Source organism: Paraburkholderia sp. MM5477-R1, from assembly GCF_050436385.1.
GTDB lineage: Bacteria > Pseudomonadota > Gammaproteobacteria > Burkholderiales > Burkholderiaceae > Paraburkholderia > Paraburkholderia tuberum.
This window is the reverse complement of the sequence record NZ_JBNDMC010000003.1, coordinates 793,137-820,092: the sequence shown is the minus strand read 5'-3', so window position 1 is coordinate 820,092 and position 26,956 is coordinate 793,137. Positions and strand designations below refer to the sequence as shown.

Annotated in this window: 19 protein-coding genes; 14 read left to right on the top strand and 5 right to left on the bottom strand. The window is 64.8% G+C overall.

The window, feature by feature from the left end; genetic code table 11:
- Positions 1-76 precede the first annotated feature (76 nt).
- From OKW35_RS07035 to OKW35_RS07000, 8 genes are all read left to right on the top strand, one after another.
- Positions 77-1,441 (top strand): MFS transporter, encoded by a 1,365-nt coding sequence (locus OKW35_RS07035; protein WP_429551569.1) that lies wholly within the window; start codon positions 77-79, stop codon positions 1,439-1,441.
- 266 nt (positions 1,442-1,707) lie between these two features.
- Positions 1,708-2,376 (top strand): response regulator transcription factor, encoded by a 669-nt coding sequence (locus tag OKW35_RS07030; protein WP_184053870.1) that lies wholly within the window; start codon positions 1,708-1,710, stop codon positions 2,374-2,376.
- A 134-nt stretch (positions 2,377-2,510) separates the two neighbouring features.
- Entirely contained in the window at positions 2,511-3,200 is a 690-nt protein-coding gene (locus tag OKW35_RS07025) for a response regulator transcription factor (protein ID WP_090802973.1), read from the top strand.
- Positions 3,201-3,308: 108 nt separating this feature from the next.
- A complete protein-coding gene (locus tag OKW35_RS07020; RefSeq protein ID WP_184053864.1) occupies positions 3,309-3,953 on the top strand; it encodes a response regulator transcription factor in 645 nt (214 codons plus the stop codon).
- 243 nt (positions 3,954-4,196) lie between these two features.
- Entirely contained in the window at positions 4,197-4,943 is a 747-nt protein-coding gene (gene aqpZ, locus OKW35_RS07015) for an aquaporin Z (protein ID WP_429490927.1), read from the top strand.
- Positions 4,944-5,041: 98 nt separating this feature from the next.
- Entirely contained in the window at positions 5,042-9,505 is a 4,464-nt protein-coding gene (locus OKW35_RS07010; RefSeq protein ID WP_429551568.1) for an ATP-binding protein, read from the top strand.
- A 450-nt stretch (positions 9,506-9,955) separates the two neighbouring features.
- Complete coding sequence (locus OKW35_RS07005) at positions 9,956-10,390, top strand: CHRD domain-containing protein (RefSeq protein ID WP_184062452.1); 435 nt, start codon at positions 9,956-9,958, stop codon at positions 10,388-10,390.
- 132 nt (positions 10,391-10,522) lie between these two features.
- A complete protein-coding gene (locus OKW35_RS07000) occupies positions 10,523-11,491 on the top strand; it encodes an alpha/beta hydrolase (protein ID WP_184062451.1) in 969 nt (322 codons plus the stop codon).
- Here the strand turns inward: OKW35_RS07000 and OKW35_RS06995 are convergent.
- A complete protein-coding gene (locus OKW35_RS06995; RefSeq protein WP_184062449.1) occupies positions 11,458-12,297 on the bottom strand; it encodes an EcsC family protein in 840 nt (279 codons plus the stop codon). The two genes, OKW35_RS07000 and OKW35_RS06995, sit on opposite strands and share 34 nt — an antisense overlap.
- A gap of 139 nt (positions 12,298-12,436) precedes the next feature.
- Between OKW35_RS06995 and OKW35_RS06990 the strand changes: the two genes are divergently transcribed.
- Together OKW35_RS06990 and OKW35_RS06985 are read left to right on the top strand one after the other, a co-directional pair.
- Complete coding sequence (locus OKW35_RS06990) at positions 12,437-14,032, top strand: MDR family MFS transporter (protein WP_184062447.1); 1,596 nt, start codon at positions 12,437-12,439, stop codon at positions 14,030-14,032.
- Positions 14,033-14,062: 30 nt separating this feature from the next.
- Positions 14,063-14,563, top strand: a complete 501-nt coding sequence (locus tag OKW35_RS06985) for a MarR family winged helix-turn-helix transcriptional regulator (protein WP_429551567.1) — start codon at positions 14,063-14,065, stop codon at positions 14,561-14,563.
- 104 nt (positions 14,564-14,667) lie between these two features.
- Here the strand turns inward: OKW35_RS06985 and OKW35_RS06980 are convergent, their stop codons facing one another.
- A complete protein-coding gene (locus tag OKW35_RS06980; RefSeq protein ID WP_429551566.1) occupies positions 14,668-15,945 on the bottom strand; it encodes an amino acid deaminase in 1,278 nt (425 codons plus the stop codon).
- A 155-nt stretch (positions 15,946-16,100) separates the two neighbouring features.
- Between OKW35_RS06980 and OKW35_RS06975 the strand changes: the two genes are divergently transcribed.
- The 3 genes from OKW35_RS06975 (at position 16,101) to OKW35_RS06965 (ending at position 18,934) form a co-directional block, all read left to right on the top strand.
- Entirely contained in the window at positions 16,101-16,991 is an 891-nt protein-coding gene (locus OKW35_RS06975; protein ID WP_090802984.1) for a MurR/RpiR family transcriptional regulator, read from the top strand.
- A 3-nt stretch (positions 16,992-16,994) separates the two neighbouring features.
- Positions 16,995-18,476, top strand: coding sequence for an N-acyl-D-amino-acid deacylase family protein (locus tag OKW35_RS06970; protein ID WP_184053838.1), 1,482 nt, complete (start codon positions 16,995-16,997; stop codon positions 18,474-18,476).
- A 71-nt stretch (positions 18,477-18,547) separates the two neighbouring features.
- Positions 18,548-18,934 carry a RidA family protein gene (locus OKW35_RS06965; RefSeq protein ID WP_008923846.1) on the top strand — a complete coding sequence of 129 codons (387 nt, stop codon included), beginning with the start codon at positions 18,548-18,550 and terminating at the stop codon, positions 18,932-18,934.
- Between the two features lie 93 nt (positions 18,935-19,027).
- Here the strand turns inward: OKW35_RS06965 and queF are convergent, their stop codons facing one another.
- The 3 genes from queF to ilvA are packed head-to-tail and all read right to left on the bottom strand — an operon-like array spanning position 19,028 to position 22,298.
- The gene (gene queF / locus OKW35_RS06960) at positions 19,028-19,852 is read right to left on the bottom strand and encodes an NADPH-dependent 7-cyano-7-deazaguanine reductase QueF (RefSeq protein ID WP_184053835.1); all 825 of its coding nucleotides are present in this window, start codon (positions 19,850-19,852) and stop codon (positions 19,028-19,030) included.
- Positions 19,849-20,751, bottom strand: a complete 903-nt coding sequence (locus OKW35_RS06955; protein ID WP_184062437.1) for a 5'-nucleotidase — start codon at positions 20,749-20,751, stop codon at positions 19,849-19,851. Before OKW35_RS06955 ends, queF begins: the two co-directional genes overlap by 4 nt.
- A gap of 23 nt (positions 20,752-20,774) precedes the next feature.
- On the bottom strand, positions 20,775-22,298 hold the full coding sequence (gene ilvA / locus OKW35_RS06950) for a threonine ammonia-lyase, biosynthetic (RefSeq protein WP_429551565.1): 1,524 nt from the start codon (positions 22,296-22,298) through the stop codon (positions 20,775-20,777).
- Between the two features lie 544 nt (positions 22,299-22,842).
- On the opposite strand from ilvA, the gene OKW35_RS06945 reads away from it, so the two are divergent.
- Positions 22,843-26,949, top strand: coding sequence for a DUF3683 domain-containing protein (locus tag OKW35_RS06945; RefSeq protein ID WP_429551564.1), 4,107 nt, complete (start codon positions 22,843-22,845; stop codon positions 26,947-26,949).
- The last annotated feature ends 7 nt before the right edge of the window (positions 26,950-26,956 follow it).

Below are 26,956 nucleotides of genomic sequence, written 5' to 3'. Positions count from 1 at the left end.
TGGCGATCTAAATTTCCGGCTTTGCCGATGGAATGCCCAGCCGTAGCATACCCTCGAACGACACACGGAGGGTGTGATGGAAAACGGATCGATGACAGCGTCGGGCGGCACCGGCGAGCGCGGCGCGCGGCATCGCTGGAAGGTGCTGGGCGTTGGTTTTGCCGCGAATGCGAGCTTTTCGGCGGCATTTTCGGGGATTCCGACGACAGCGGTGTTCCTGCGCTCGGACTACCACCTGGGCAACCACGGGCTCGGCCTCGTGCTCGGCATGCTCGGCCTGGGCATTGCGGTCAGCGAGTTGCCGTGGGGGCTGCTAACCGACCGCTGGGGCGATCGCCGGGTGCTGCTGCTCGGCTTGCTGTCGACCGCGGTCGCGCTCGCCGGTCTCGCGCTGTTCGTGTCGCCGGGCGGCGCGCATGTGCCCGGCATCGTCCCGCTCGCGCTCGGGCTGCTGTTGGTCGGACTGCTGGGCGGCAGCGTCAACGGATCGAGCGGCCGGGCGGTGATGGCGTGGTTTCGCGAAGGCGAGCGCGGCCTCGCGATGAGCATCCGCCAAACCGCCGTGCCGGCGGGCGGTGGACTCGGCGCAGTGGTCCTGCCGGTGCTCGCCTCGCACTTTGGTTTTGCGAGCGCCTATGCGGTGCTGGCGGTGGCGTGCGCGATCACCGCATGGTTCGCGTGGCGCTGGCTGCACGAGCCCGCACACGCGGACGATACGCCGGCGCCCAAAGGAGTGCGCGCGGCTGCGACGGCCTGTGCTGCGGCGGCCAACGGTCGGAGGTTGGACTCCTCGAACGTCAGCGCACCGCCGCCGATGATCTCCCCATTGCGCGACATCGCGATCTGGCGCGTCGCGCTCGGCGCGGGCGCGCTGTGCATGCCGCAGATTGCCGTGATCACATTCGGCACGGTGTTCCTGCACGACTTCGGGCGTGCCGGCGTGTTCGCGATCAGCGCGACGATGGCCGCGGTGCAGACTGGCGCCGCGATCGCGCGGGTCTGGAGCGGCGCGTGGACCGACCGGCGCGGCAACCGCCGCGCGTATATGCGGGCATGCAGTCTGGTGACCGCCGTGCTGTTCGTGCTGCTCGCGCTCGCGACCGGGCTCATCGGGCTGCGTCGCGCCGGGGCGGTCGCGCCGTTCGCGCTGATGATCGTACTCGGCGGAGTTAGCGCGTCGGCGTGGCACGGCGTCGCGTTCACCGAACTCGCGACGCTCGCCGGTACTCGCCGCGCGGGCACCGCGCTCGCGATGGGCAACACCTGCGTGTTCCTCACGCTGTTCGTGACGCCGCTTGCGATTCCGGCGCTGCTGTCTATCGGAGCATGGCCGCTGGTGTGGACGGTGGCGAGCGCTTGCGCATTGCTCGCATTGCCGGTGTTTCCGCGCGCCGCGTCGACGCGTGCGATGCGCGCGACGCGTGCTTGCGATGCGGCGTGAGACATGGGGCGAACAGCGCGCGCTTTGCGTTGCCGAATTGATTTTGATTCGATTCGAATCACGGTGCGCATATTGCCTGGTCGAACTATAAATTATCCCGATTATTGATCTGGATTAGGAACGCTCCGATTGTCGTGAATTTGCGAGGGTGATCAGATGGCTTTTCCGGCACGTCGCTTGAGTGCCGCGACGCAGATCGACGCCTGCCGCCTGCACAGCCACTGCCGCGCGCATTTCGACCATTCTTATAACGAGCGAGACTAATCGTGACAAATCTTCGAATCATTCTGGCGGACGATCACCCGTTCGTCCTGCTTGGCCTGAAATCGACACTGGAGGCGCACGAAGGTCTGTCCGTCGTCGGTCAGGCGCAGATGCCCACTGCGTTGATCGCATTGCTGCAACACACACCGTGCGACGTGCTCGTCGTCGATCTTTCCATGCCGGAGCCCGCCGGCGAGATTGGCGACGGACTCGGCCTGATCCGGCGCATTCGTGGCGAGTGGCCGTCATTGCGCGTCGTCGTCGTGACCGGGCAGACGAATGCCGCGATGTTGCGTGTCGTCGTCGCCGATGCCGCGGTCAGTGTGATCGGCAAAGCCGATTCGCTCGAGGAACTGCCGCAAGCGGTCTGCGACAGTGCGCGCGGCGCGCGCTACCTGGGCCGCTCGGTAGTCGAAACGCTCGCGCGTTTGCAGCCGGACAACGGTCGGTTCGTGTCGGCCCTGCTGCTGTCGAAGCGGCAGACCGACATCCTGCGCAGGCTCGTGAGCGGCGAGTCCATCGTGCAGATCGCGGCGGCGCTCGGCTGCCATCGCCGCACGGTGAGCCGGCACAAGCGCGAAGCGATGGCGCGGCTTGGCGTCAACGACGACCCCGCGCTTTTTTCCTGTGTGCGCGCCTGCGGCACGGTCCTCCTCGAATCGGAAGACTAAGCATCAGGCATACGGTTGTTCGTACCATTTCAGAGCGCTCTGATGTTTGTCGCAATAGAAATGCTCGACCATTGCGTGAGCGCCGGTCACACATAACAAGGTCGAGAAATGAAAGTATCGAGGAGCGCCAGACGATGAACCTCATGGCTGCATCAGGCTCGCCTGTTCGAACGATCATTGCGGATGATCATCCGCTGGTTCTGCTGGCTATAGAAAATCTGATTGGCAACTATCCGGACCTGAAGGTGGTTGGCCGTGCGGCGGATGTCGCCGAACTGTTCATCGAAGTCGATCGCAGTCCTTGCGATATCGTGCTGATGGACCTTTACATGCCAGGAGGGCACAACGACAACCGGTTCGACGTCGTCAGGCAGTTGAAGGCGCGCTATCCCAACGTGGCGCTCGTCATTCTGACAATGGAAACGGAGGCGGCGACGCTGCGCAAAGTGATGTCGCTCGGCGTGGATGGGCTGCTGAGCAAACGTGATCGTATCGATCTGATCCATGTGGCGGTGGTCATGGCGCTGGCGCGCGAATGTTTTGTCGGTCCGGCGGTGCGCGCCATGCTGGCCGATGTCACGCTGACGAAACGTCTCGACTTCGTGCGCGCCACCCTGTCTCGCCGAGAGTTCGAGGTTTTTACGCAATACGCGTCAGGACTCGGCGTCACGGAAATCGCCACGCGGCTGGGACGTAGTGTGAAGACGATCAGCGCGCAGAAGTGCATGGCCATGCGCAAGCTGTCGCTGAATAGCGACGCCGAACTGTTTCGCTTCGCAGTCGAGTATGGCGTAGTGCCAGAAGGGCTTGGTCAAAGCCGTTAAGCGAGCGGCAACATTCTGCGCAGGCGCGCAGCGAATATATCGGCATAACCGGGGGACACATTTCGTGCGGTATGCCCGATCGACACCATAAAAAAGTCACGGAAAAGAATGCCAAACAAGATTCACGTCGTCGTGGCGGACGATCACGACTCCATTCGCGCGGGCGTCCGATCTCTGCTGCGCGACAAGCCAAATATCGAAATTGTCGGCGAAGCTGCCGACACCCGTGGTCTCGCGAAGCTGCTCGATGCCTGCGCATGCGACGTCGTCGTGTCGGACATCGGCATGCCGGGACTCGACGGAGACACCAGCGCGGTGCCGCTATTGCGCCGGCTGCTACGGCGCACGCCGCATCCCCACGTGGTCGTGCTGACCATGATTGGGCGCGCGCATGTGTTGGCCGGCTTGCGCAATATCGGCGTGACTGGAATCGTCGACAAGCGCGACGCCGTGGACGCATTGATCGACGCAATCGAAGCCGTTGCCGCCGGGGGCACCCATCTATCGGAACAGGTTCGGGCCGCACTTGCGACCGCGGAGCCTGCGCCGCCCCGGCGCGGCGGTGTGATGAGCGCACGCGAGTGGGAGGTGTTTCAACTCTATGTGCGAGGCCTCGCGGTGCACGAGATCGCCACACGTCTGCGACGTAGCGACAAAACCATCAGCACGCAAAAACGCAGCGCGATGCGCAAGCTCGGACTGGAAACAGAAGCCGACCTGATCAACTACGCCACTCAGATTGGGCTGATATGAGGCGCAGCAACGGTCACAAATTCTTTTCTCGATGGATTTGAGGTAGCCCTTATCAGACTTATCTGATTGCCGTGGCGTGGGGGGCACCCAATAATCTTGGCCGCCTGTCATTGCGCGCCTTGCGCCGCAACTGCCAAGCGGCTGGTTCGTGATCCGATTACCAATGGATCAGGGGAATCCGGTGCAGACCTCTTCGCGCGATCGTTTGGCGTCTGTGCCTCATACTTGATGGACGGGATAGAGATGTTTGCGCTAGGCAAGCGATTGTGCAGCGAGGGTGTGGGTACGGCTTGGCTCGTGTTCGTCGGCTGCGGCAGTACGGTGCTGGACACCACAGGCGTGCTGCAGGGCACTGGCGCGTTGCAAATGTCGTTGGCGTTCGGTCTTGCGCTTGCTACCGGCAGCTATGCCTTCGGCAAGATTTCCGGCGCGCATTTCAATCCTGCCGTCACCATCGGCCTGACGATCGCGCAGCGCTTTCCCGTGCGTGATGTCTTGCCCTATATCGCTGCGCAAATCTGGGGCGCAATAGTCGCCGCGGCGCTTCTCGCCTACCTCGCCAGCGGCCGGCCAGGTTTCGAACTCTCCGCGAGTGAATTCGCGGCGAACGGCTTCGGCGCTCATTCGCCCGCCGACTATCCATTGCATGCGGCGCTCGTCGTGGAATGCGTGCTGTCGTTCGTGTTTGTCGGAGCGTGCCTGCTGGTCGTCGTTCGAAAAGAGGTGGCAACGATTGCGTCATTCATCACCGGCGCATGTCTGATGCTCGTCTACCTGGTGTCCATTCCGATCACCAATGGAGCGGTCAATCCCGCACGCTCGACCGCGCAGGCGCTGTTCGTCGGCAACTGGGCGCTGGATCAGTTGTGGCTGTTCTGGGCCGCGCCGTTGGCCGGAGCAATCGCGGCTGGCGTGCTGTTTTCGTTTCTGGACGGCGGAGCCGATTCGTCTTCGGTGTCGTTGGTGGATGGGCAGGGTGACGTTTCGTGAGCGAGGGGCGGTACTCACCACTTCCGGTCGATGCGGTGCTGACATTGGGGCTGCGGCGTTTGTTGCGGTGTCTTTGGCCGCGCTCGCCGCGCCACTCAATGACGCATTGGCTCGCGTTTTTCCTGCTGGCGGTTACGGATGCGGTCTGCATGGCCGGACCTGCCGGCGCTGCGTCACAGCCACCCGTAATTTCCGCAGTGGGAGCGGGTTCTTCCGCGTCGTCATCCATTGCATTTCCTGCCAGATTGACGGTCGGCATTCTCGAAGGAGGCTGGGCGCCGTTCGACATTCCGCTGGGCGGCCGGCTCGCCGGCGTCAGCGGCGACCTGTTGCGCGCGCTCGTGGGGCCGAACGTCGTCATCGGGACGAAGAGCTTTCCCGACATGGCCAGGCTGGTCGCCGCGGCTTGCGCCGGCGAGGTCGACCTGCTGACGAGCATAGCGCGCACGCCGGAGCGCGAGCGCTGCCTCAGCTTTACGGCTCCTTACTTCCACTCGTTCGCCTCGGCCGTCGTGCGTCGCGACGACGCCCGGCATGTGAACCCCGCCGACCTCGCTGGCGCGCGTATCGCGATCGAGCGCGGTTTTGCGCGTGAGCGTTTGTTGCGCGCAGGTTTTCCTCGCGCGAGTATCGTCTCGTTCGCGAGCACGCACGAAGCGCTGAACGCGCTACTGCATGGCGATGCAGACGTCTACTTCGGCTTCACGCCGGTCGTGCAATACGAACTGGCGACCGACGCGTATCGCAAGCTGCGCGTAGCGTTCGAGCAAGGCGGCAAAGCGCTCGACCTGCGCTTTGCCGTATCGCCTCGCCAGCCTGCTTTGCGCGATCAGCTGAACCGCGCGCTCGTGTCGATGAATCCCGCCGAGGCCGCCGCGATACGCGCGCGCTGGCTGTCCGGCAACTTCAACGCGGCGCCCGCGCCGCATGCACCACGCTTCATGTTGACGCCGGAAGAGAAGAACTGGCTGCGTTCGCTGCCGCCGTTGCAGGTCGGCTTCGACAACGACTGGGCGCCGTTCAGCTATGTTGATTCCGCAGGCCGCCCCGTCGGTCTGACCGCCGATTACCTCGCGTACCTGAGCAGCACGCTCGGTGTCGTGTTCAACCGCGCGCGCATGGCCGACTGGGCCGCCGCCGTCGAGGCGTTCCAGCGTGGCGACCTCGCGATGCTGTCCTCCACATCGAGTCGCGCCGCGCTTCTGGTAGGCGCCGACCATAGCCGGGTGTACGAGAGCGATCCGCTGGTGATCGTCGGGCGCAGTGGCGCGCCGCCCCCGTGCTCGTTCGACGACATCACGTCGTGCCGCGTCGTGATGTCGCCGCACGTGGCCGGCTCGGTGCCGCTCGCGTTGGAAGCGGTGCCGGTCGATCACATCGTCGTCGCGGCGAGCCTGGGCGAGGCGCTGCGCATGGTCGCGAGCGGCGAGGCCGACGTGCTGGTCGGCAACGCGGCCGCGATCAACGTGCAACTGCGGCAGCACTACGTCGGCGCGCTCAGGGTGCTCGACTCGCTCGGCGAATCCGACTCGTTGTATTTTGCTGTGCGCGAGGATCTGAGCCCGCTCGTCAAGCTGATCGATCGCGCGTTGCAGGCGATGCCGGCAGCCGAAAAGCAGCGCATCCGGCGCAAGTGGGTGAGTCCCGCCGCGCCGGACAACGCCGTATGGAGCGTGACTGCGGTGCGGCTGCTGCCGGTGCTGATCGGCATAGGCGTCGTGCTGCTGGTCACGTTGCGCGCGTACGTGCTGCTGCAACGCGAAGTCCGGCTACGCAAGCAGACCGAGCGCGAACTCGCACTGCAATTGAACTTCCAGGAAACGATGATGAAGACGGTGCCGTATCCGCTCATCGCGAAAGGCCTGGACGGACGGTACATCGCGATCAACGAGGCCTATGAGAAAGCGTGCGGGCTGGAGCGGAAGGACGTGCTCGGGCGCACGACGACCGAGGTCGGCACATGGGGCGACGCAAACAGCCGCGTGCTCGACGACATCACGGGCGAGATCCTGCGCGGCGGCGGCATCGCGAAAGTCGAACTCCAGTTCGAGGACGGCGCTGGCGAGACGCGGCATGGGATTTTCTGGACGAGCGTCTGCGAGGCCAGCGATGGGCAGCCGGCGTACGTGCTTGGCACGATGGTCGACATCACCGACATCCGGCGCGCTGAAATGCGCGCGAGCGAAACCGAACGGCGCCTGTTCGACGTCACGCGCTCGTTGCCCGCCGTCGTGTTCCAGTTGCGGCGCTCGCCGTCCGGCGCGTATTCCTTCCCGTACATCGGCGGCGACACGCGGCATCTGCTCGGCGAGGGTGATTGGCATGGGGGGGCACGAGTCGATTTCCAACGAGTGTCGGAGCTGGATCGGCCGCGCGTTCTCGCCGAACTCGAGCGTTCCGCGAGCTGCGCCTCCCCAGTGCATATGGAGTTCCGCCTCGAAAACGCCGGTCAACCAAAGTGGGTGCGGGCCGAGCTGGTGCCGCGGCGAGAAGCCGATGGCAGCGTCGTTTGGAGCGGCTATTGGGTTGACGCGAGCGTCGAGCGCGCGCGTTCGGAGGAACTCGCGCGGGCACGCGATGTGGCCGAGGCGGCCTCGCGCGCGAAGGACGACTTCTTCGCGATGATGAGCCACGAAATCCGCACCCCGATGAACGGTGTGCTCGGTCTCGTCGAAGTGCTCGAGCGCACGCCGCTCAGTACCGATCAGAGCGAAATGCTCGGCATGATCCATGAGTCGGCGGGCGCGCTGCTGCAGATTCTCGATGATCTGCTCGATTATTCGAAGATCGAGGCGGGGCGGCTCACGCTCGAAGCCGAGCCGATCGATCTGCGCGAACTCGTCGATAACGCGGTCGGCCTGCTCGCGGGGCGCGCCCACGAAAAAGGGCTGAAAGTGCGCGTCGACATCGCGACCGACGCCGCCGCGACGCTCCGCGGCGACAGCGTGCGTCTGCGCCAGATTCTGTTCAATCTGCTTGGCAATGCGATCAAGTTCACGCCGAAGGGCGAGGTGGGTGTTAGCGTGGCGGTCGTCCAGGATCGCGCGGACTCGCAGACGTTGGAGCTGACCGTTGAGGACACCGGCATCGGCATCGCGCCGGATGTGCAGGCGGGCCTGTTCGAGCCGTTCGTGCAGGCTGAGTCGTCCACCACGCGGCGCTTCGGCGGCACGGGCCTTGGGCTGACGATCTGCCGCAAGCTGATCGACCTGATGAACGGCACGCTCGCGCTGCGCAGCGAACCCGGCCACGGCACGAGGATGATCGTGCGGCTGACGATGCCGATCGTCGAGCAGCGTTATTCGATCAACGGTCTGCGCGGCAAACGCGCCGTCGTGATCACGCGAGATCCGCGCATCGGCCGCGCTCTCGCACACTTCGGCGAGGCGCTCGGGCTCGAACTGCGCAGCCTCCCGGCCGCTGCGGCGACGCAGGGCAAAAGCGACCTGCTGAGCCGCGCGGATCTGCTGTTCGTCGGCGAGGACGTCACGTTGCCCGTACAGATCGGCGCAAATGCGCGTGTCGTCACGCTGACCGAAAAGCCGATGCCGACGGGTTACCGCATCCTCGCCGACAAGGTGCGCGTGAGCATCAATCCGTTTTCGTGGCGCGGCCTCGGCGCCGCATGCGCGGCCGCGATGACGGGCCTGTCGTCGATGTCCCCGATGGTACCGCGAGCGCCAGGCGTGCCGTTCTCGACCGATGGCGTCGCGCCGCCGCCGGATCGTGAACGCGCGATCGCGAGCGGGCGACTGATTCTTGTCGCGGAAGATCACCCAGTCAATCAGGAGTTGATCCGCCATCAACTCGCCCTGCTGGGGTTCGCGTGCGACGTCGCGAACGACGGCGCCGAAGCGCTTCTCGCGCTCGAGCGCACGAGCTATGGCTGCCTGATCACGGACTGTCACATGCCGAACCTGTCCGGTTACGAACTGACTCGCCGTATCCGCGAAGCGGAGGCACTGCGCGGCGGCGCGCAGCGTCTGCCGATACTCGGCATCACGGCCAACACCGCGCCCGATGACCTGAGGCTGTGCCGCGAAGCCGGCATGGACGACAGTCTGATCAAGCCGACTCGGCTCGCCACGTTGCGCGACTACCTGAGCCGCTGGTTTGGTACCGACACCGTTCGGCACCCCGCGCCGGCAGAAACATGCGGTCGCGAATCGTCTGCGCCGGCCGGCGAGCGGCAGATCACGCAGCGCGTCGGTGTCGAACCGTACGTGCCCATCGAACTAGCACACATGACGCACTTATGGGGAAGCGAGTCGACGGTCAAGGCGTTGCTCGGTTCATTCATCTCGTCGATGCGCGAAGACTTCAACGTGCTTGCGACGTTACTCGAACGCGTGGACACGGAGCGGGTGCCCGAGTGGCTGCATCGGGTGATGGGGGCGGCCAGCGTGCTGCAGTATCAGCCACTCGTACACGCGCTCGAAGCCTATCGTCGCGACATTGTCGCGAAGTCGCCCGAGCAGTTGCGTAACGAGGGGCATGCGCTAATCCGCCAATGCGAGGCGATGCTCGATGGCATCGAACAGCAGGCCGCATTGCTCGCCTAGCGGGCGGCGGGCGGTGACCTCGCGCGAATACGCGGCCGATTCAAACGGCCGCGACCAAAATCGGGACGAAAAAAAAACGCGGCCGAAGCCGCGTTAAAGATTTGGAGACATCCTTCGATGAAGGAGTCACTTCTCGCAAATCGAAGCATACCAGGAACAGCGTCATTTATTCATTACAAATCGCGCAATTAACTTTTCGATTAAATCGATTAAAACGATTTCGCACTACGTTTTTGCCGGTATTTTAGGCATATCGTGACGAACGCCTGTGCGCATTGCGCACCTTGCCCATCAGGCCTTCGGTTTTAATCACAGTCCGGTTCGAATCAAAGCGGCCCGCGCAAGCCACCATCCCAACCTCACCGGCTCCAAATGATTTGCACTAGTATGTGGAAGCTCCGCACGGCCGACACGGGTGCCGCGGCGGCGCGTCAATGTCCGGAGAAGACCATGATTTCACTGCGAAAATTGAATCTGGCCGTGGTGGTGTGGGCGCTTGCGTCGGGCGCTGCGTTCGCGGATACGGTTGCGCTGAAGGCGAATCTCCAGCCGTCGAGCGAAGTGCCGCCGCGCGTGAGTCACGGGCACGGCATGCTGAATGCGACCTTCGACACGTCCACCCAATCGCTGCAGTGGACTGTTACTTACGAAGGCTTGAGCAGTCCGGTCACCGCCGCGCATTTCCACGGTCCCGCGCCGGTTGGCCAGAACGCGAAGGTCCAGGTGCCGATCGAGAAGAATGGCCTCGCGAGTCCGATCAAAGGCACGGCGAAGCTGACCGAGCAGCAGGTCACGGATCTGATGGCGGGGCAGTGGTACTTCAATGTTCATACCGCGCAGAATCCGACGGGCGAAATTCGCGGGCAGGTGTTGCCGGCGAACTAGGCGTGGGCCTCGCGTGGGCCGAGCGCGCGTGCCGCGGCCAAAAGCAGCTTCACACCGTTAGAACCCGCCAACCAACGGCGTCCCCGCCACCGCCCGTACCATGACGGGACTTCAACGAAGGAGCATGTCCCGATGAGCTGGCAAAGCGCGCTCGCTTGCTGGTATTTGCGCAAGCAGTTCCGGCCCGAAACCCTCAAACCGTCTATCAACGTCGAGCGGGCGCGCGCGCTGACCTCGAAGCGGGTGTGGTCGCCACGCGTGCCGCGCGGCTGGCATCTTCGCGAAACGTATGGCGCGGGCGAGGCGCCGCTCGTCGGCGAATGGCTGGAACGCGTGGACGGCGGCACGGCCGGCGGCGCGGAGCCGACGGTGCTGTATTGCCACGGCGGAGGCTACTACTTCTGCTCGCCGCGCACGCATCGGTCGCTAACGTTCGCTCTCGCTACCCGCGCAGACGCGCGGCTCTTCTCCCTCGACTACCGCCTCGCGCCCGAGCATCGCTTTCCGGCCGCGCTTGAGGACGCCACCGCTGCCTATCGACAACTGCTCGCGATGGGCATCGCACCGAGCTCGATCGTGGTCGCCGGCGACTCGGCCGGCGGCGGCCTCGCGCTCGCCACGCTGGTCGCGCTGCGCGACGCCGGCGCACCGATGCCCGCTGGCGGCCTGCTGTTCTCGCCGTGGACCGATCTGGCGACGACCGGCGCGAGCCTGCGCACCAACGACAGCGTCGATCCGATGTTCTGTGGCGCCTCGATCGAGCGCGCGGCCAAGGTCTATCTCGGCGACGCGCCGGCCACGCATCCGTACGCGTCGCCGGTCTACGCGGACCTGCGCGGTCTGCCGCCGCTGTTCTTGCAGGCGGGCAGCACCGAGGTGCTGCTCGACGACGCGCGCCGCGTCGCCGACAACGCGCACGCGGCAGGAGTCGATTGCGAATGCGAGGTGTGGAAAAACCTGCCGCACGTGTGGCCGATGTTCGCGCCGTTCATGCCGGAGGCGAACCGCGCGCTCGATCGCGCGGCCGCGTTCGTCCGACGCGCGACGAGCCGCGCCGCGAACAGGGCTCAGGCGTCGAGCGTGACGTCGAGCGTCCGATAGACGGCTTCGATCGTTTGCTGGCCGTATTGCCGCTCGAGCCGCCGCACGGTGAAGTGCCCGTGCGCGACCTGCTGGAAGTGATCGATAAACACGGTGTTGACCATCGCGCCGAGCACCGCGCCGATCGCGGGAATCGATTTGGCAGCGATCTGTTCGCTGACCTGCACCGAAAAGCGCGCGGCGATCGCGTTGAGCAGCCGCAGCAGCGCCGCCGAGCCGTGGGTCGTGAAGCCCTTGCTGGCCACCTCGGACGACGCCTTCGACACCGCCTGCGCTAGCGCGCCGCGCATGAAGAAGTAGCCGAGGTCGGCGTCGTCGTCCTCGCTCGATGTACCGCCCATGCCGAGCACGGTCAGGCATTGCAGCTGCGTGTCGACCGAGGTCAGGTCCTCGCCCTCGCTGCGCGCGATGTCGCAGATCGAGCGGAACATCAGCGTAGTCGTGACCGGCAGCTCGACTGGCAGCGCGATCAATCCAAACGCCCCGCCGGCCGCGCCGGTGGTCGCGACCGCGAACTTGTGCAGCAGGTTGTTCGGCTTGTCGGGCGCGAGAAGCCTGGCGTCGTCGCGCCGGCCGAGCGTGCGTAGCGCGATCGACAGACATTTGCGCAACGCGGCCTGCGTCGCATCGGACACTTTTTGGTTGGCGAACGCCGGGATGCGCGATAGCAGCTTCTCGATCGGCGCGCCGACGACGCTCGCGAGCTTCATCGTGAGCGCGGGGCTTTCGAGCTGGTGTTTCGCGCGCCGCAGCGCGGCGAGATCCTGCTCCGATAAGGATGGTGCTGCGAGCGAACTCGGCTGCATGGGCCTCCCTGGCATGTCGTGTCCTGGATACTTCAAGGTCAGTCTACCGCGTTGCAAGACGCGTTCCGGTCCCGGTTGGAGCGTCGCATCGTGGTATGATCCCCAATCTTTTGACACGTCAACTTTTGCTCCATCAAAAATGGCTGTCCATACCGCCGCTCACCATTCGAGTGGGCAAGTCTTACCGTTCCGCGAATCCCTGCTGGCCATGCTCGGCATCTCGTTCGTCACGATGCTGGTCGCGCTCGACCAGACCGTGGTCGGCACCGCGCTGCCCACCATCGTGTCCGAACTCCGAGGCTTCGAGTTGTACGCATGGGTCGCAACGTCGTATCTGCTGACCTCGGTGATCACCGTGCCGATTTTCGGGCGGCTTGGCGATTATTACGGGCGCAAGCCGTTCGTGATTGCGTCGATCGTCGTGTTTACCGGCGCCTCGGTGCTGTGCGGCGCGGCCAACAGCATGCTGTTTCTCGTGCTCGCGCGCGGGTTGCAGGGCATTGGCGGCGGCATGCTCGTCGGCACCGCGTTCGCATGCATTCCCGATCTGTTCCCCGATTCCGTCGTGCGGCTGCGCTGGCAGGTGCTGATGAGCTCGGCGTTCGGCATCGCCAATGCGGTCGGCCCGTCGCTCGGCGGTTTCCTCACGCAGTACTACGGCTGGCGCTCGGTGTTCTATGTGAATTTGCCGGTCGGGCTGCTGTCGCTGTTTTTCGTCTGGCGTTTCCTGCCGCATCTGCGGCACGTCGAACATACCGGCAAAATGCGGCTCGACTGGCCCGGCGCGCTGCTGATCGCGATCGCGCTCGGCTCACTGCAGCTGTTCGTCGAATTGCTGCCGAAGCACGGCGTCACGCTGAGCGCGTTCGCGCTGCTCGGGCTCGCCGTCGCGTCGGCCGTCACGCTGTGGAAATGGGAAAAGCGCTGCCCGACCGCGATCCTGCCCGTCGACATGTTCCGCAACCGCAGTCTGGCCGCGCTGTTCACGCTGGCCGTGCTCGGCGGCTTCACGATGTTCTCGCTGCTGTTCTACGCACCGCTGCTGTTCCAGGGCGGCTTCGGCATGTCGCCGAAAGAGGCGGGCCTCGTGATCACGCCGCTCGTCGTGTTCATCACGATCGGCAGTATCGCGAACGGGCGCGTCGTGTCGCGGGTGAAGAATCCGAACCTGATGCTGTACATCGGCTTTGCGATGGTCGCGCTGTCATGCCTTGGCATCGTCGTCGCGACCCGTTCGATGCAGCAATGGGTGCTGATGTCGTTCATGGTCGTCGGCGGCCTCGGGCTCGGCTTCGTGATGCCGAACCTGACGATCTTCGCGCAGCAGACCGCGGGCCGCGAACACCTCGGCATCGCGACCGCGCTGCTGCAGTCGCTGCGGATGATCGGTGGCATGATCGGCACGGCGCTGACCGGCACGCTCGTGACCCACATGTACAAGAGCGGTGTGCGCAATGCGCTCGAAGGCGCGGGCGCGACGCACTGGTTCGCCGATCTCGGCGATCCGCAGATCCTGATCAACCGCGATGCGCAGACCACGCTCGTCGACCAGTTGACCCACGCTGGCCACAACGGCGCGATGTTGCTCGAAAGTGCGCGCGAGGCGCTGGTCGGGGCGATTCATCTGGGTCTCGCGATGGCCGCGGTGATCGCCGTCGTGTCGGTGTGGCAAACCCGCCGCGTGCCGCCGATCAAGCTGCAGCGCAAGCTCGAGCCGGTGATTCACGCAGACTGATTTTTGAACTTGGTGTTGGACAGGCAGATTATGGAAGAACAGGACCGCGTCGCCGTCATGCAGCAATTTGGTCGCACGTATCGGGCGTTCATGTCGGCATTCGAGGCCAAGGTGGGGCATCCGTTGCCACGCTGGCGCATTCTGCTCGCGCTGCGCGAGCAGGCCGGCGAGTCGTCGCAGAAGCGGCTCGTCGAGCGGTTGCGCGTCGATCCTGGCGCGCTCACGCGACAGCTGAAGGCGCTCGAAGGGTTGGGCTGGATCGCGCGCAGCATGGATACGCGCGATAACCGCGTGACCAACGTGCGCCTGACCGAAGCGGGCCACGCCGCGACCGAAGCGAGCCTGCCGCGTCGCAACGCGTTCTTGCACGACACGATGGCCGGGTTGCCGGATGAGGCGCTCGCGGCGTTGTCGAGCGCGCTGAAAATGTTGGAGACGCGCATCGGCGAGGTGACGGCCAACGCCAGCGCCGCGACCGTGGCCGCCGCGCCGCAGGAGAGCGCCGGCGACGAGGCGGCGCAGCGCATGTGATTTTTAGTCCGCGCGTGGCGATAAAAAAGGCTGTGAGCCCAAGGGCGCACAGCCTTTTTCTTTAGCGGAACAGATCGCGCTTCAGTCAGCGCGGCGTGGTCCGATCAGAAGAACGTCTCGATCACTTCCTTCACGCGATACTGCGGATCGACGACCAGCACCTGCTTCCACTTGTCGAACGTCAGGCACGGATGCGAGATGTCGAACGCGATCATGTCGCCCACTTTCAGATCGGCGCCGGCGGGAATCCGCAGATACGCGTGCTGATCCATCAGGCCGAAGATTTCCCAGCCCTCGCTCGCGGCGATGTCGCGCGGCGCTTGCTGGCCCGGGCGATAGTGGCGCGCCGGCTCCGGCATGCCCGCGTCGAACGCTGAGTCGCGTTTGCCGAGGCCGATGATCGCGCGATCCGGCTCGGGAATGGACTGCACGTACGCCCACAATTGCAGCGCCGGCAGCAACCCTTCGCCCATTTTCTTCGCGACAGGATTACGCTTGAAAATGTCGGTCTGCGCCTTGCGATAGATGCCGACGTCATGCGTCAGATAGCAGCCGGGACGCAGCACGACCTCGACCTTGCCGGATTGCGTCGCCTGCGCGAACTCTTCGGCGACCACGTCGTACCACGCCGATCCCGCGCCCGATAGCACCGCCGGCGAGCGCGCGAAACGCCCCTGCTCGACAAGTTCGCGAGTGACCGCAACCGCGCCTTGCAGGAACGCGCGCACTTCGGGTTCTTCCTTCAGCACGCCTTCGTACAGTTCGACCCCCGCGAGCTTCAGCACGTCCGGATAGCGCGCGATCGCGTCGAGCACCGCGTTGCGTTGCGCTTCGTCGCGCACGCCGGTGCGTCCACCCGGCACGCCGAGTTCGAGCAGCACCTGCAGCGGCTTCTTCACCGAGGTGAAGAATTCGCCGAGTTGCTCGACGCCTTCAGCCGAATCGACGAGGCAGAAGAATTCGAAATCCGGATCGCTGAGCAATTCGGCGATCATCATCATGTTGTGACGGCCGACCAGCTGATTCGCCATCAGGATGCGCGAGACGCCGCCGTGGTACGCCGCGCGCACCTGATGAGCGGTGGCGAGCGTGATGCCCCACGCGCCGGTTTCGAGCTGACGGCGAAACAGTTGCGGCGCCATCGTGGTCTTACCGTGAGGCGCGAGCTTGACGCCGTATTCGGCAACGAACGCCTGCATCCACTTCAGGTTGTGCTCGACGCGATCCTCGTACAGTACGGCAGCCGGCAGGCTGACGTCCTCGGCGAGCAGGTTCCACTCGAGGCGCGCGGCGTCCTTCAGCTGGACGCTCGTGCCCGGAACCATGCCCAAGCCCTTGCTATAAGGATCAATCGTCGCGCCCTGATAGTTTGTAACTTTCATGTCTCCGTGCTCCATCGTCCGGGTAAATTGAGTCAGATTTGACTTTACCATGTTATCGAAAGTACGATGTCTGAACGAATGTTATTTAGTACCATGGGTTTCGAAGGCCGCCGGAAAGGGCCGCGAAAGCCGTGCCGCGAACCCCACCGCCTGCCATGAACCGTAGCGCCGAACCGCTCGCTTTCGACATCGTCGCGCGCATTGCCGAGTGCGCGCCGGAGTTGCGCTCGGCCGAACGCAAGGTCGCCGCGCTGATCCTCGACGATCTGACCGGCGCGTCGCGCGCGAGCATCGGCGCGCTGGCACAGCAGGCCGAGGTCAGCATCGCGACCGTCACGCGCTTCGCGAAGGCGGTCGGCTGCCGCGACGTGCGCGAACTCAAGCTGCGGCTCGCGCAGGCGGCGGCGGTCGGTCAGCGGTTTCTCGAGCGCGACACCGCAAGCGACGCACCCGAGCCGATCGCCACGCGCGTCTTCGACGAGTTGCAAACGGCGCTCGCGCACAATCATCAACTGCTGCGCCAGGCGCCGCTCGCCGAAGCGGCGGCCGCGCTGCGCGATGCGCGCATGATCTACGTGTTCGGCATGGGCGGCGGCTCGACCGCGCTCGCTGACGAAATGCGTTTCAGGCTCGTGCGCCTCGGCCGCCCGGTCGCGACCTATCAGGACGGGCTGTTGCAGCGCATGGTGGCGAGCACGGTGTCGCGCGAGTGCGTCGTGATCGCGCTGTCCACCACGGGGCGCGTGCCCGAGATGGTCGAGAACTGCAAGATCGCGCGCAGCTACGGTGCGACGGTGGTCGCGCTGACGGCGCCCGCGTCGCCGCTGGCGAAGCTCGCCAACTGGCTGATCCCGATCGTCGCGTTCGAAACCGATTTCATTTACAAGCCGTCGTCGTCCCGTTACGCGATGATGATGGCGCTCGATGTGCTCGTCACCGAACTTGCCGTCAGTCAAGGCGACGAAAGCCGCGAATTGCTGCGCCGCATGAAGCACGCGCTCGACGCGCACCGCGGCGGCGGCGATCGACAACCGTTAGGAGACTGATCCATGCATTCGCATCCCGAAGCCGCCGACACGCTGATCGTCGGCGCGCAACTGTACGACGGCACGGGCGCGCCGCCCGTCGAGCGCGACGTGGCAATCCGCGACGGGCGCATCGTCGCGATCGGCAATCTGTCGAACTGGCTCGCCGAAGAGGTGATCGAGGCCGAGGGGCGCGCGCTCGCGCCGGGCTTTATCGACGTACACACGCACGACGACACGCATGTGATCCGCTCGCCGCAGATGCTGCCGAAGATCACCCAGGGCGTGACGACGGTGATCGTCGGCAATTGCGGGATCAGCGCGTCGCCGGTATCGCTGAAGGGCGATCCGCCCGATCCGATGAACCTGCTCGGCGAGCGCGACGCGTTCCAGTACCCGACCTTCGCCGACTATGTGAACGCGGTCAACGCCGCGCGGCCGGCGGTGAACGTCGGCGCGCTGATCGGCCACACGGCGTTGCGCAACAACCAGATGGACCGGCTCGATCGCGCGGCGACTGCCGAGGAAATCGAGCGCATGTGCGCGCAGCTCGAGGAAGCGCTCGCGCACGGCGCGCTCGGTCTCAGCTCGGGGCTCGCATACGGTTCGGCGTTCGCCGCGCCGACCGAGGAAGTGATGGCGCTCGCCGAGCCGCTCGCGGCCGCGGGCGCGCTGTACACGACCCATATGCGCACCGAGTTCGACGCGATTCTCGACGCGATGGACGAGGCCTACCGCGTCGGTCGTCATGCGCGTGTGCCGGTCGTGATCTCGCATCTGAAGTGCGCGGGGCCGTCGAACTGGGGGCGCAGCGTCGAGGTGCTGAAGTCGCTCGAAGGCGCGCGCGGCGGGCAGCCGGTCGGTTGCGACTGCTATCCGTACAACCGCAGCTCGTCGACGCTCGATCTGAAGCAGGTGACAGGCGACATCGACATCACGATCACGTGGTCCGAGCCGCATCCGGAAATGGCGGGCAAGCTGATCAAGGAAGTCGCGGCCGAATGGGGCGTCTCGCAGCAGGAGGCGGGCAAGCGCCTGCAGCCGGCCGGCGCGGTCTATCACAACATGTCCGAAGACGACGTGCGGCGCATCCTGTCGCATCCGGCGACGATGGTCGGTTCCGACGGCCTGCCGAACGATCCGCTGCCGCATCCGCGGCTGTGGGGCGCGTTTCCGCGCGTGCTCGGTCACTATGCGCGCGATGCCGCTTTGCTGCCGCTCGAGGAAGCGGTGCGCAAGATGACGAGCCTGTCCGCGCGCCGCTTCGGACTCGCGCAACGCGGCGAAGTGCATATCGGCTATCACGCCGACCTCGTGCTGTTCGATCCGGCGAAAGTGCATGACGTGGCGACGTTCGACAAGCCCCAGCAGCCCGCTGCCGGCATCGACGCGGTGTGGGTCAACGGCGTGCTGTCGTATCGCGATGGCGCGGTGACGGGCGAGCGGGCTGGCCGGTTCGTCACGCGCGGCGCGCCGTCGAAGGGCGATGCGCAGGGCGCGTTCTGATTTTTTATCGATTGATGGCGGCACGCGCGGCGAGGGCGCCGTGCGTGCCCGACTTTTTAAGGAGTGTGACGATGAAGCGATATGGCGTGGAAGGCGGAAAGGGAACGGGCGGTCAGGTGATGCCGTTCGCGCGCGCGGTCGAGGCGGACGGCTGGCTGTTCGTGTCGGGCCAGACGCCGATGGAAAACGGCGAAGTGATCAACGGCGGCATCGTCGAGCAATCGCACAAGGCGATCCAGAACGTGTTCGCAATCCTGAAGGAAGCGGGCTATGGCGCCGAGCACGTCGTGCGTTGCGGCGTGTGGCTCGACGATCCGCGCGACTTCGCGTCGTTCAACAAGGTGTTTCGCGAGTATTTTGGCGAGAATCCGCCGGCGCGCGCGTGCGTGGTGTCGTCGATGGTGATCGACTGCAAGGTCGAGGTGGATTGCGTCGCGTATAAGAAGCCGGCGGCCTGATCGCTTTGATGGCTTTCATGTGACGAGGGCGCCGCAGGTCGTGATGGCCTGCGGCGCCCTCGTCGCGTTTACCGCTGTTTTTTTGTGTTGGAGTTACTGCCGCGCGAGCCGCATGTTGTCCGGCATCGGCAGGTTGTAGTTGGTGCGGAACGGGTTGATGTCGAGCCCGCCGCGACGCGTGTAGCGCGCATACACGGCCAGCTTCAGCGGTTTGCACATCTTCATGATGTCGACGAAGATTCGCTCGACGCATTGCTCATGAAACCCGGTGTGATTGCGGTACGAGATGATGTATCGCAACAGGCCCGCGTGATCGATCTGCGGGCCGGCGTAGTGGATCTGCACGCTGCCCCAGTCCGGTTGACCGGTCACCGGGCAGTTCGACTTCAGCAGGTTCGAGAACAGCGTTTCCTCGACCGGCGCTTCGTCGCGCGCCGCGCTCAAAAGTGACGCGTCCGGCTGATAGACGCTCGCCTCGAGTTCGAGCCGGTCGAGCGACAGACCGGCGAATTCTTCCATTTTCAGCTTGCCGAATTCGTGCGGTGTGCTCAGATGTACCGACACGGTCGCGCCGCACGACGCGGACACGTCGCGCCTGATCGTGTCGCGCACGCTCTCGGCCGAGTCGAACGCGGTCTGCGCGAACGAGCCGAGATACAGCTTGAACGATTTCGACTCGACGATGTTCGGCGAGTCGGCCGGCACGAAGAACGTCGCGACGGCGATCTGCGGCTTGCCGCGCGCGTTCAGCCACGACAGCTCGTAGGCGTTCCAGATGTCGGTGCCGAAAAACGGCAGTCGCGCGGTAATGCCGATCGCCTCGCGCGCATGGCTGCGCGCAATCGGAAATAGCAGCGTCGGATCGTATTGTTCGGTGTAAGTCGAGGACTTGCCGAGCGGGGATTGTTCGGGTGTCATGATGCGTTCACGATGCCACTCAGCACGTGCCCGGTCGCCGTTACGACGCGGGCCGATTCGCAGTGGCCGATCTGGTCGTCGAAGAAAAAGTCGGGCTCGAACTCGCGCAGAAATGCGCTTTTGTCGAGGCCGCCGAGGAACATCGCTTCGTCGATTTCGATGTTCCATGCCATCAGGGTGCGGATCGCGCGCTCATGCGCGGGAGCCGAGCGCGCCGTCACCAGCGCCGTGCGAATGCGCATCGGCGCGGCCGCGTCCGCGAGTTTTTGCAGCCGGTGGAGTGCTTCGAGCAGCGGCTTGAGCGGACCGTCCGCGAGTGGCAGATGCTTGTTGTCGATCTCGTGACCGACGAACGCGCGCAGGCCGTCTTGCTGGAAGATGCGTTCCGCTTCGTCGGAAAACAAGACCGCGTCGCCGTCGAACGCAATACGGATTTCGTCGGGGTATTTGCTCGCCATTTTCGCCGATTCCGGCAACACGCGTGCGGCTGGGAAGCCAGCGGCGAGCGCATCGCGCACGTCGTGCTGATTCGCCGACAAAAACAGCGAAGCGTTCAGCGGCTTCAGATAACCGAACGGCGCGCGGCCGCGCGTGAACACGCCGCGCTCGATCGCGAGCCCGTGTTCGCGGCAGGAATGAAACGCGCGCAGACCGCTGATCGGATCGCTACGCGACAGGATCACCACTTCGACGCGATGACCGCCGGCGTTCAGCGCAAGCAGCTTGCGGATCAGCGGAAACGCCACGCCCGGTTTCGCGGGCACGTTCAGACGCTCGCGCTGCAACGCTTCGTAAGCCTTCAGGTCGCCGGCCTCGTAGACACGGTTCTCTTCCTCGAAGTCGAACAGTGCGCGCGACGAGATTGCGACCACCAGTTTGTCGACGAGCGAAAGCGCCATCGTTGCGTTCCGGTTCGAAGAGATCAGGCGAGGAAGAGACGATAGACCGGATTCTTCGTCTCTTCCCAGCACGGATAGCCGAGCGTTTCGATGAAGCGCTCGAACGCCGCGTGGTCGCTCCCGGGCACCTGAATGCCGACCAGAATCGAGCTGTAGTCCGCGCCCTGGTTGCGGTAGTGGAACAGGCTGATGTTCCAGTTCGGCGCCATCGACGACAGGAATTTCATCAGCGCGCCCGGACGTTCCGGAAACTCGAAGCGAAACAGTCGTTCGTCGCGCGCGAGCGGCGAGCGGCCGCCGACCATGTAGCGGATGTGCTGCTTCGACAGTTCGTCGAAGGTCAGGTCGACGGTGGCGAAGCCGTGCGCTTCGAACGCGCCGGCGATCTGCGCCGATTCGCTGCGATTGCGGATCTGCACGCCGACGAAAATATGCGCCGAGTTCGCGTCAGCGATCCGGTAGTTGAACTCGGTGACGCTGCGCGTGCCGAGCAGCTCGCAGAAGCGCCTGAAGCTGCCGCGCTCTTCGGGGATCGTCACCGCGAAGACCGCTTCGCGCGCTTCGCCCACTTCCGCGCGTTCGGCGACGAAGCGCATGCGGTCGAAGTTCATGTTCGCGCCCGACGTGATCGCGATCAGCGTCTGGTTCTCGATGCCTTCCCGTTCGGCATACTGCTTGGCGCCGGCCACCGCGAGCGAGCCCGCCGGTTCGAGCACGCTGCGCGTGTCCTGGAACACGTCCTTGATCGCGGCGCACAGCGCATCGGTGTTCACGAGCAGCACTTCGTCGAGATATTCGCGGCACAGACGGAAGGTCTCTTCGCCGACGAGCTTCACCGCGGTGCCGTCGGAGAACAGGCCCACTTCGTTCAGCGTCACGCGCTCGCCCGCCTGCAACGACGCGGCCATCGCGCACGAATCATCGGTCTGCACGCCGATCACCTTGATCTCGGGGCGTACCGATTTCACGTAGGCGGCGACACCGGCCGCGAGACCGCCGCCGCCGATCGGCACGAAGATCGCGTGAATCGGCCCTTGGTGCTGGCTGAGGATTTCCATCGCGACGGTGCCCTGGCCGGCGATCACGTACGGATCGTCGAACGGATGCACGAAGGTCAGGCCGCGCTCTTCCTGCAGCTTGACCGCGTGACCATAGGCGTCGCTATACGACTCACCGAACTGCACGATCTCGACGGTCGGCCCGCCATGCGTGCGGATCGCGTCGACCTTGAGCTGCGGCGTCGTCACCGGCACGACGATGATCGCCTTCACGCCCATGCGTGCCGCCGATAACGCCACGCCCTGCGCATGATTGCCCGCCGACGCGGTGATCACGCCGCGACTGAGCGCCCCGGCCGGAATATGCGCCATCTTGTTGTATGCGCCGCGCAGCTTGAACGAGAACACCGGCTGGTTGTCCTCGCGCTTCAGATAGACCGGGTTGCGCAGCCGCGCCGACAGGTTCGGCGCGCGTTCGAGTTCGGTCTCGCGCGCCACGTCGTAGACGCGCGCGGTCAGGGTCTTTTTCAGGTAGTCGTGGGAAGCCATGCGGGTGGCGCGGTGCGCTGTGTAAGACGGGAAAACGTCAATGATAGCGCCAACGGTGCCCGCTCTGGCCGTTCCGCGTGCTCCGCGGACGGGTGCCGTGCACTGAACCGGGCCGTATCGGACTCGCGCGATCGAAGCTCACCCAACCGTCCGGCCGGTCAATGGACGGTATGCGAAAACGCCGCCGGATTCATCGCCAAAACCTCCGAACCCCCGCCGCCGCCCGATTCCCACCGTCAACGCGTGGCGGAATGATGCGGTAGAATTTCGTTTTGGAATAAGGATCGGAAGATGCACTGGCAGCCTCGGATCGCCCATTTAATGCCCGTCCCGCGCGAATCCTGCCCCGCGGCGGAACGGCATGTCCGCCACGCGCGATCGTGTAGCTGTCTCTGAGTGCCGCGAAGCGACCGCCGTGAGTTGGCCGCCGGTCGTGCTCGCTCCCCTTGAAGCCCTAGAAGATTTCAAGCATTGCGCCCCACGCGCATTGTCCGCCGACGCCTCGTGACGAGTGCGCCAGGCTGACCTACCGAGTCGTCCAACCATGAACGCACCTCAAGTTTTCGATCCGCACGGCGCCGCCGGCGCGGTGGCCGCCGATCCCGAAGCGCGTCTGCGCGAAATTCCCTACAACTACACGTCGTTCTCCGACCGCGAAATCGTCATCCGCCTGCTCGGCAACGACGCCTGGGACGCGCTCGCCGAACTGCGCGCCGAACGCCGCACCGGCCGCTCGGCGCGCATGCTGTACGAAGTGCTCGGCGATATCTGGGTCGTGCGCCGCAATCCGTATCTGCAGGACGACCTGCTCGACAATCCGAAGCGCCGCGCGCTGTTGATCGAGGCGCTCAATCACCGTCTCGCCGAAATCGAAAAGCGCCGCCGCGCCGATCTGCGCGAACACGGCGACGAAGCCGGCGTCGAGCGCGCCGCACGCGTCGAAAAGCTGGTGCAGGCCGCGCGCCGCGCGATCGACGAGTTCGCCAGCGAATTCCAGCAGACCTACGACCTGCGCCGCCGTTCTACGCGCGTGCTCGGCAAGGTCACGCAGAAAGACAACATCAAGTTCGACGGCCTGTCGCGCGTCTCGCACGTGACCGACGCGACCGACTGGCGCGTCGAATACCCGTTCGTCGTGCTGACGCCGGACTCCGAGGCCGAAATCGCCGGCATGATCAAGGCCTGCTTCGAACTCGGACTGACGGTGATTCCGCGCGGCGGCGGCACCGGCTACACGGGCGGCGCGGTGCCGCTCACGCCGTTCTCGGCCGTCATCAACACCGAAAAGCTCGAACAGCTCGGCCCGGTCGAAATGACCCAGCTGCCGGGCGTCGATCGCAAGGTCGCGACGATTTTCTCGGGCGCGGGCGTCGTCACGCGCCGCGTGACCGAAGCGGCCGAGCAGGCCGGCTTCGTGTTCGCGGTCGACCCGACCTCGCTCGACGCGTCCTGCGTCGGCGGCAACGTCGCGATGAACGCGGGCGGCAAGAAGGCGGTGCTGTGGGGCACGGCGCTCGACAACCTCGCGTGGTGGCGCATGGTCGACCCGGAAGGGAACTGGCTCGAAGTCACGCGTCTCGAGCACAACATGGGCAAGATCCACGACATCGAAGTCGCGCGTTTCGAGCTCAAATGGTTCGACGGCGACTACGCGCCGGGCGAGAAGCTGCTGCGCACCGAAGCGCTGGACATCAAGGGCCGCGTGTTCCGCAAGGAAGGCCTCGGCAAGGACGTCACCGACAAATTCCTCGCCGGTCTGCCGGGCGTGCAGAAGGAAGGCTGCGACGGCCTCATCACGTCCGCGCGCTGGGTGCTGCACAAGATGCCTGCGCATACGCGCACCGTCTGTCTCGAGTTCTTCGGCCAGGCGCGCGAGGCGATTCCGAGCATCGTCGAAATCAAGGACTACCTGTTCGAGACGTCGCGCCAGGGCGGCGCGATTCTCGCGGGTCTCGAGCATCTTGACGAGCGCTATCTGCGCGCGGTCGGCTATGCGACCAAGAGCAAACGCAACGCGTTTCCGAAGATGGTGCTGATCGGCGATATCGTCGGTAACGACGCGGACGCGGTCGCGCAGGCCACCTCGGAAGTCGTGCGCATGGCCAACGGCAAGAGCGGCGAAGGTTTCGTCGCCGTCAGCGCCGAGGCCCGCAAGCGCTTCTGGCTCGACCGCAGCCGTACGGCCGCGATCGCAAGGCACACCAACGCGTTCAAGATCAACGAAGACGTCGTGATTCCGCTCGACCGCATGGGCGAATACACGGACGGCATCGAACGCATCAACATCGAGCTGTCGCTGAAGAACAAGCTGCAACTGGTCGACGCGCTCGAAGCGTTCTTCAAGAGCGGCAAGCTGCCGCTCGGCAAGAGCGACGACGCGAACGAAATCCCCAGCGCCGAGCTGCTCGAAGACCGCGTGCAGCAGGCGCTCGATCTACTCGCGCGTGTGCGCACGCGCTGGGAATTCGTGCGCGGCAAGCTCGACCTGTCGCTGCGCGAGGCGCAGCACTACCTGGTCGGCCTCGGCTACGAGTCGCTCGCCGAAAAGTTCGCCGACCGCGTCGACGCGCAACCCGACGCAACCGTATTCCACCTCGCGCAGGACCGCACGATTCGCGTATCGTGGAAGCAGGAAATCCGCGCCGAATTGCGGCAGATTTTCAACGGCGGCGAGTTCAAGCCGATCCTCGACGAAGCCCAGGCGATCCACAAGCAGGTGCTGCGCGGGCGCGTGTTCGTCGCGCTGCACATGCACGCGGGCGACGGCAACGTCCACACGAACCTGCCGGTCAACTCCGATAACTACGAGATGCTGCAGGACGCGCACACGGCGGTCGCGCGCATCATGAAGCTCGCGCGTTCGCTCGACGGTGTGATCTCCGGCGAGCACGGCATCGGCATCACGAAGCTCGAATTCCTGACCGACGACGAGATCGGCGAATTCCGCAAGTACAAGCAGCGCGTCGATCCGCATGGCCGCTTCAACGCGGGCAAGCTGCTCGAAGGCGCGGACCTGCGCAACGCGTACACGCCGAGCTTCGGCCTGATGGGCTACGAATCGCTGATCATGCAGCAGTCCGATATCGGCGCGATTTCCGAGTCGATCAAGGACTGCCTGCGCTGCGGCAAGTGCAAGCCCGTCTGCGCGACCCACGTGCCGCGCGCGAACCTGCTGTACAGCCCGCGCAACAAGATTCTCGCCACGTCCTTGCTGGTCGAGGCATTCCTGTACGAAGAGCAGACGCGCCGCGGCGTGTCGATCAAGCACTGGGACGAGTTCAACGACGTCGCCGATCACTGCACTGTCTGCCACAAGTGCGTGACGCCGTGCCCGGTGAAGATCGACTTCGGCGACGTGACGATGAACATGCGCAACCTGTTGCGCAAGATGGGCAAGAAGAAGTTCAACCCGGGCAACGCCGCGGGCATGTTTTTCCTGAACGCGACCAACCCGCAGACCATCAACCTCGCGCGCACCGCGATGATGGGCATCGGCTACAAGGCGCAGCGCCTCGGCAATGAAGTGCTGAAGAAGTTCGCGAAGAAGCAGACCGCGCATCCGCCCGCCACGGTCGGCAAGCCGGTGATCACGCAGCAGGTGATCCACTTCATGAACAAGAAGATGCCGGGCAACCTGCCGAAGAAGACCGCGCGCGCCTTGCTCGATATCGAGGACAACAAGATCGTCCCGATCATCCGCAATCCGAAGACGACCACCGCCGACACCGAAGCGGTGTTCTACTTCCCGGGCTGCGGCTCCGAGCGGCTGTTCTCGCAGGTTGGTCTCGCGACCCAGGCAATGCTGTGGGAGGCGGGCGTGCAGACCGTGCTGCCGCCGGGCTACCTGTGCTGTGGCTATCCGCAGCGCGGTTCGGGCCAGTACGACAAAGCCGAGCAGATCGTCACCGACAACCGCGTGCTGTTCCACCGCGTCGCCAATACGCTGAACTACCTCGACATCAAGACGGTGGTGGTGTCGTGCGGCACGTGCTACGACCAGCTCGCCGGTTACGAATTCGAAAAGATCTTCCCGGGCTGCCGGATCATCGACATCCACGAGTATCTGCTGGAAAAAGGCATCAAGCTCGATGGCGTGAACGGCGTGCGCTACATGTACCACGACCCGTGCCATTCGCCGATCAAGACGATGGACCCGGTCAAGCTCGTCAATCAGCTGATGGGTTCGGAGCAGGACGGCTACAAGATCGAGAAGAACGACCGCTGCTGCGGCGAATCGGGCACGCTCGCGGTCACGCGTCCCGACATCTCGACCCAGGTGCGCTTCCGCAAGGAAGAAGAAATCCGCAAGGGCGCGGCGAAGCTGCGCGGCATCCCTCTCGTCGCCGAAGCGGGCGCGAACGCGATCAATCCGGCTAATGCATCGGCCGGCGCCGCGGGCGCGCCGAACGGTTCGGTGCTGAAGGCCGGCGACGGTCCGCAGCCCAATCACGGAAACGCGGGTTCGGCCGACGTCAAGATCCTCACGAGTTGCCCGTCGTGCCTGCAAGGGCTGTCGCGCTACAACGAAGACGCGGGTACCGAGGCGGACTACATCGTGGTCGAGATGGCACGTCACGTGCTCGGCGAAAACTGGATGGCGGACTACGTTCAACGGGCGAACAATGGCGGAATCGAGCGCGTGCTGGTTTAATGGCACG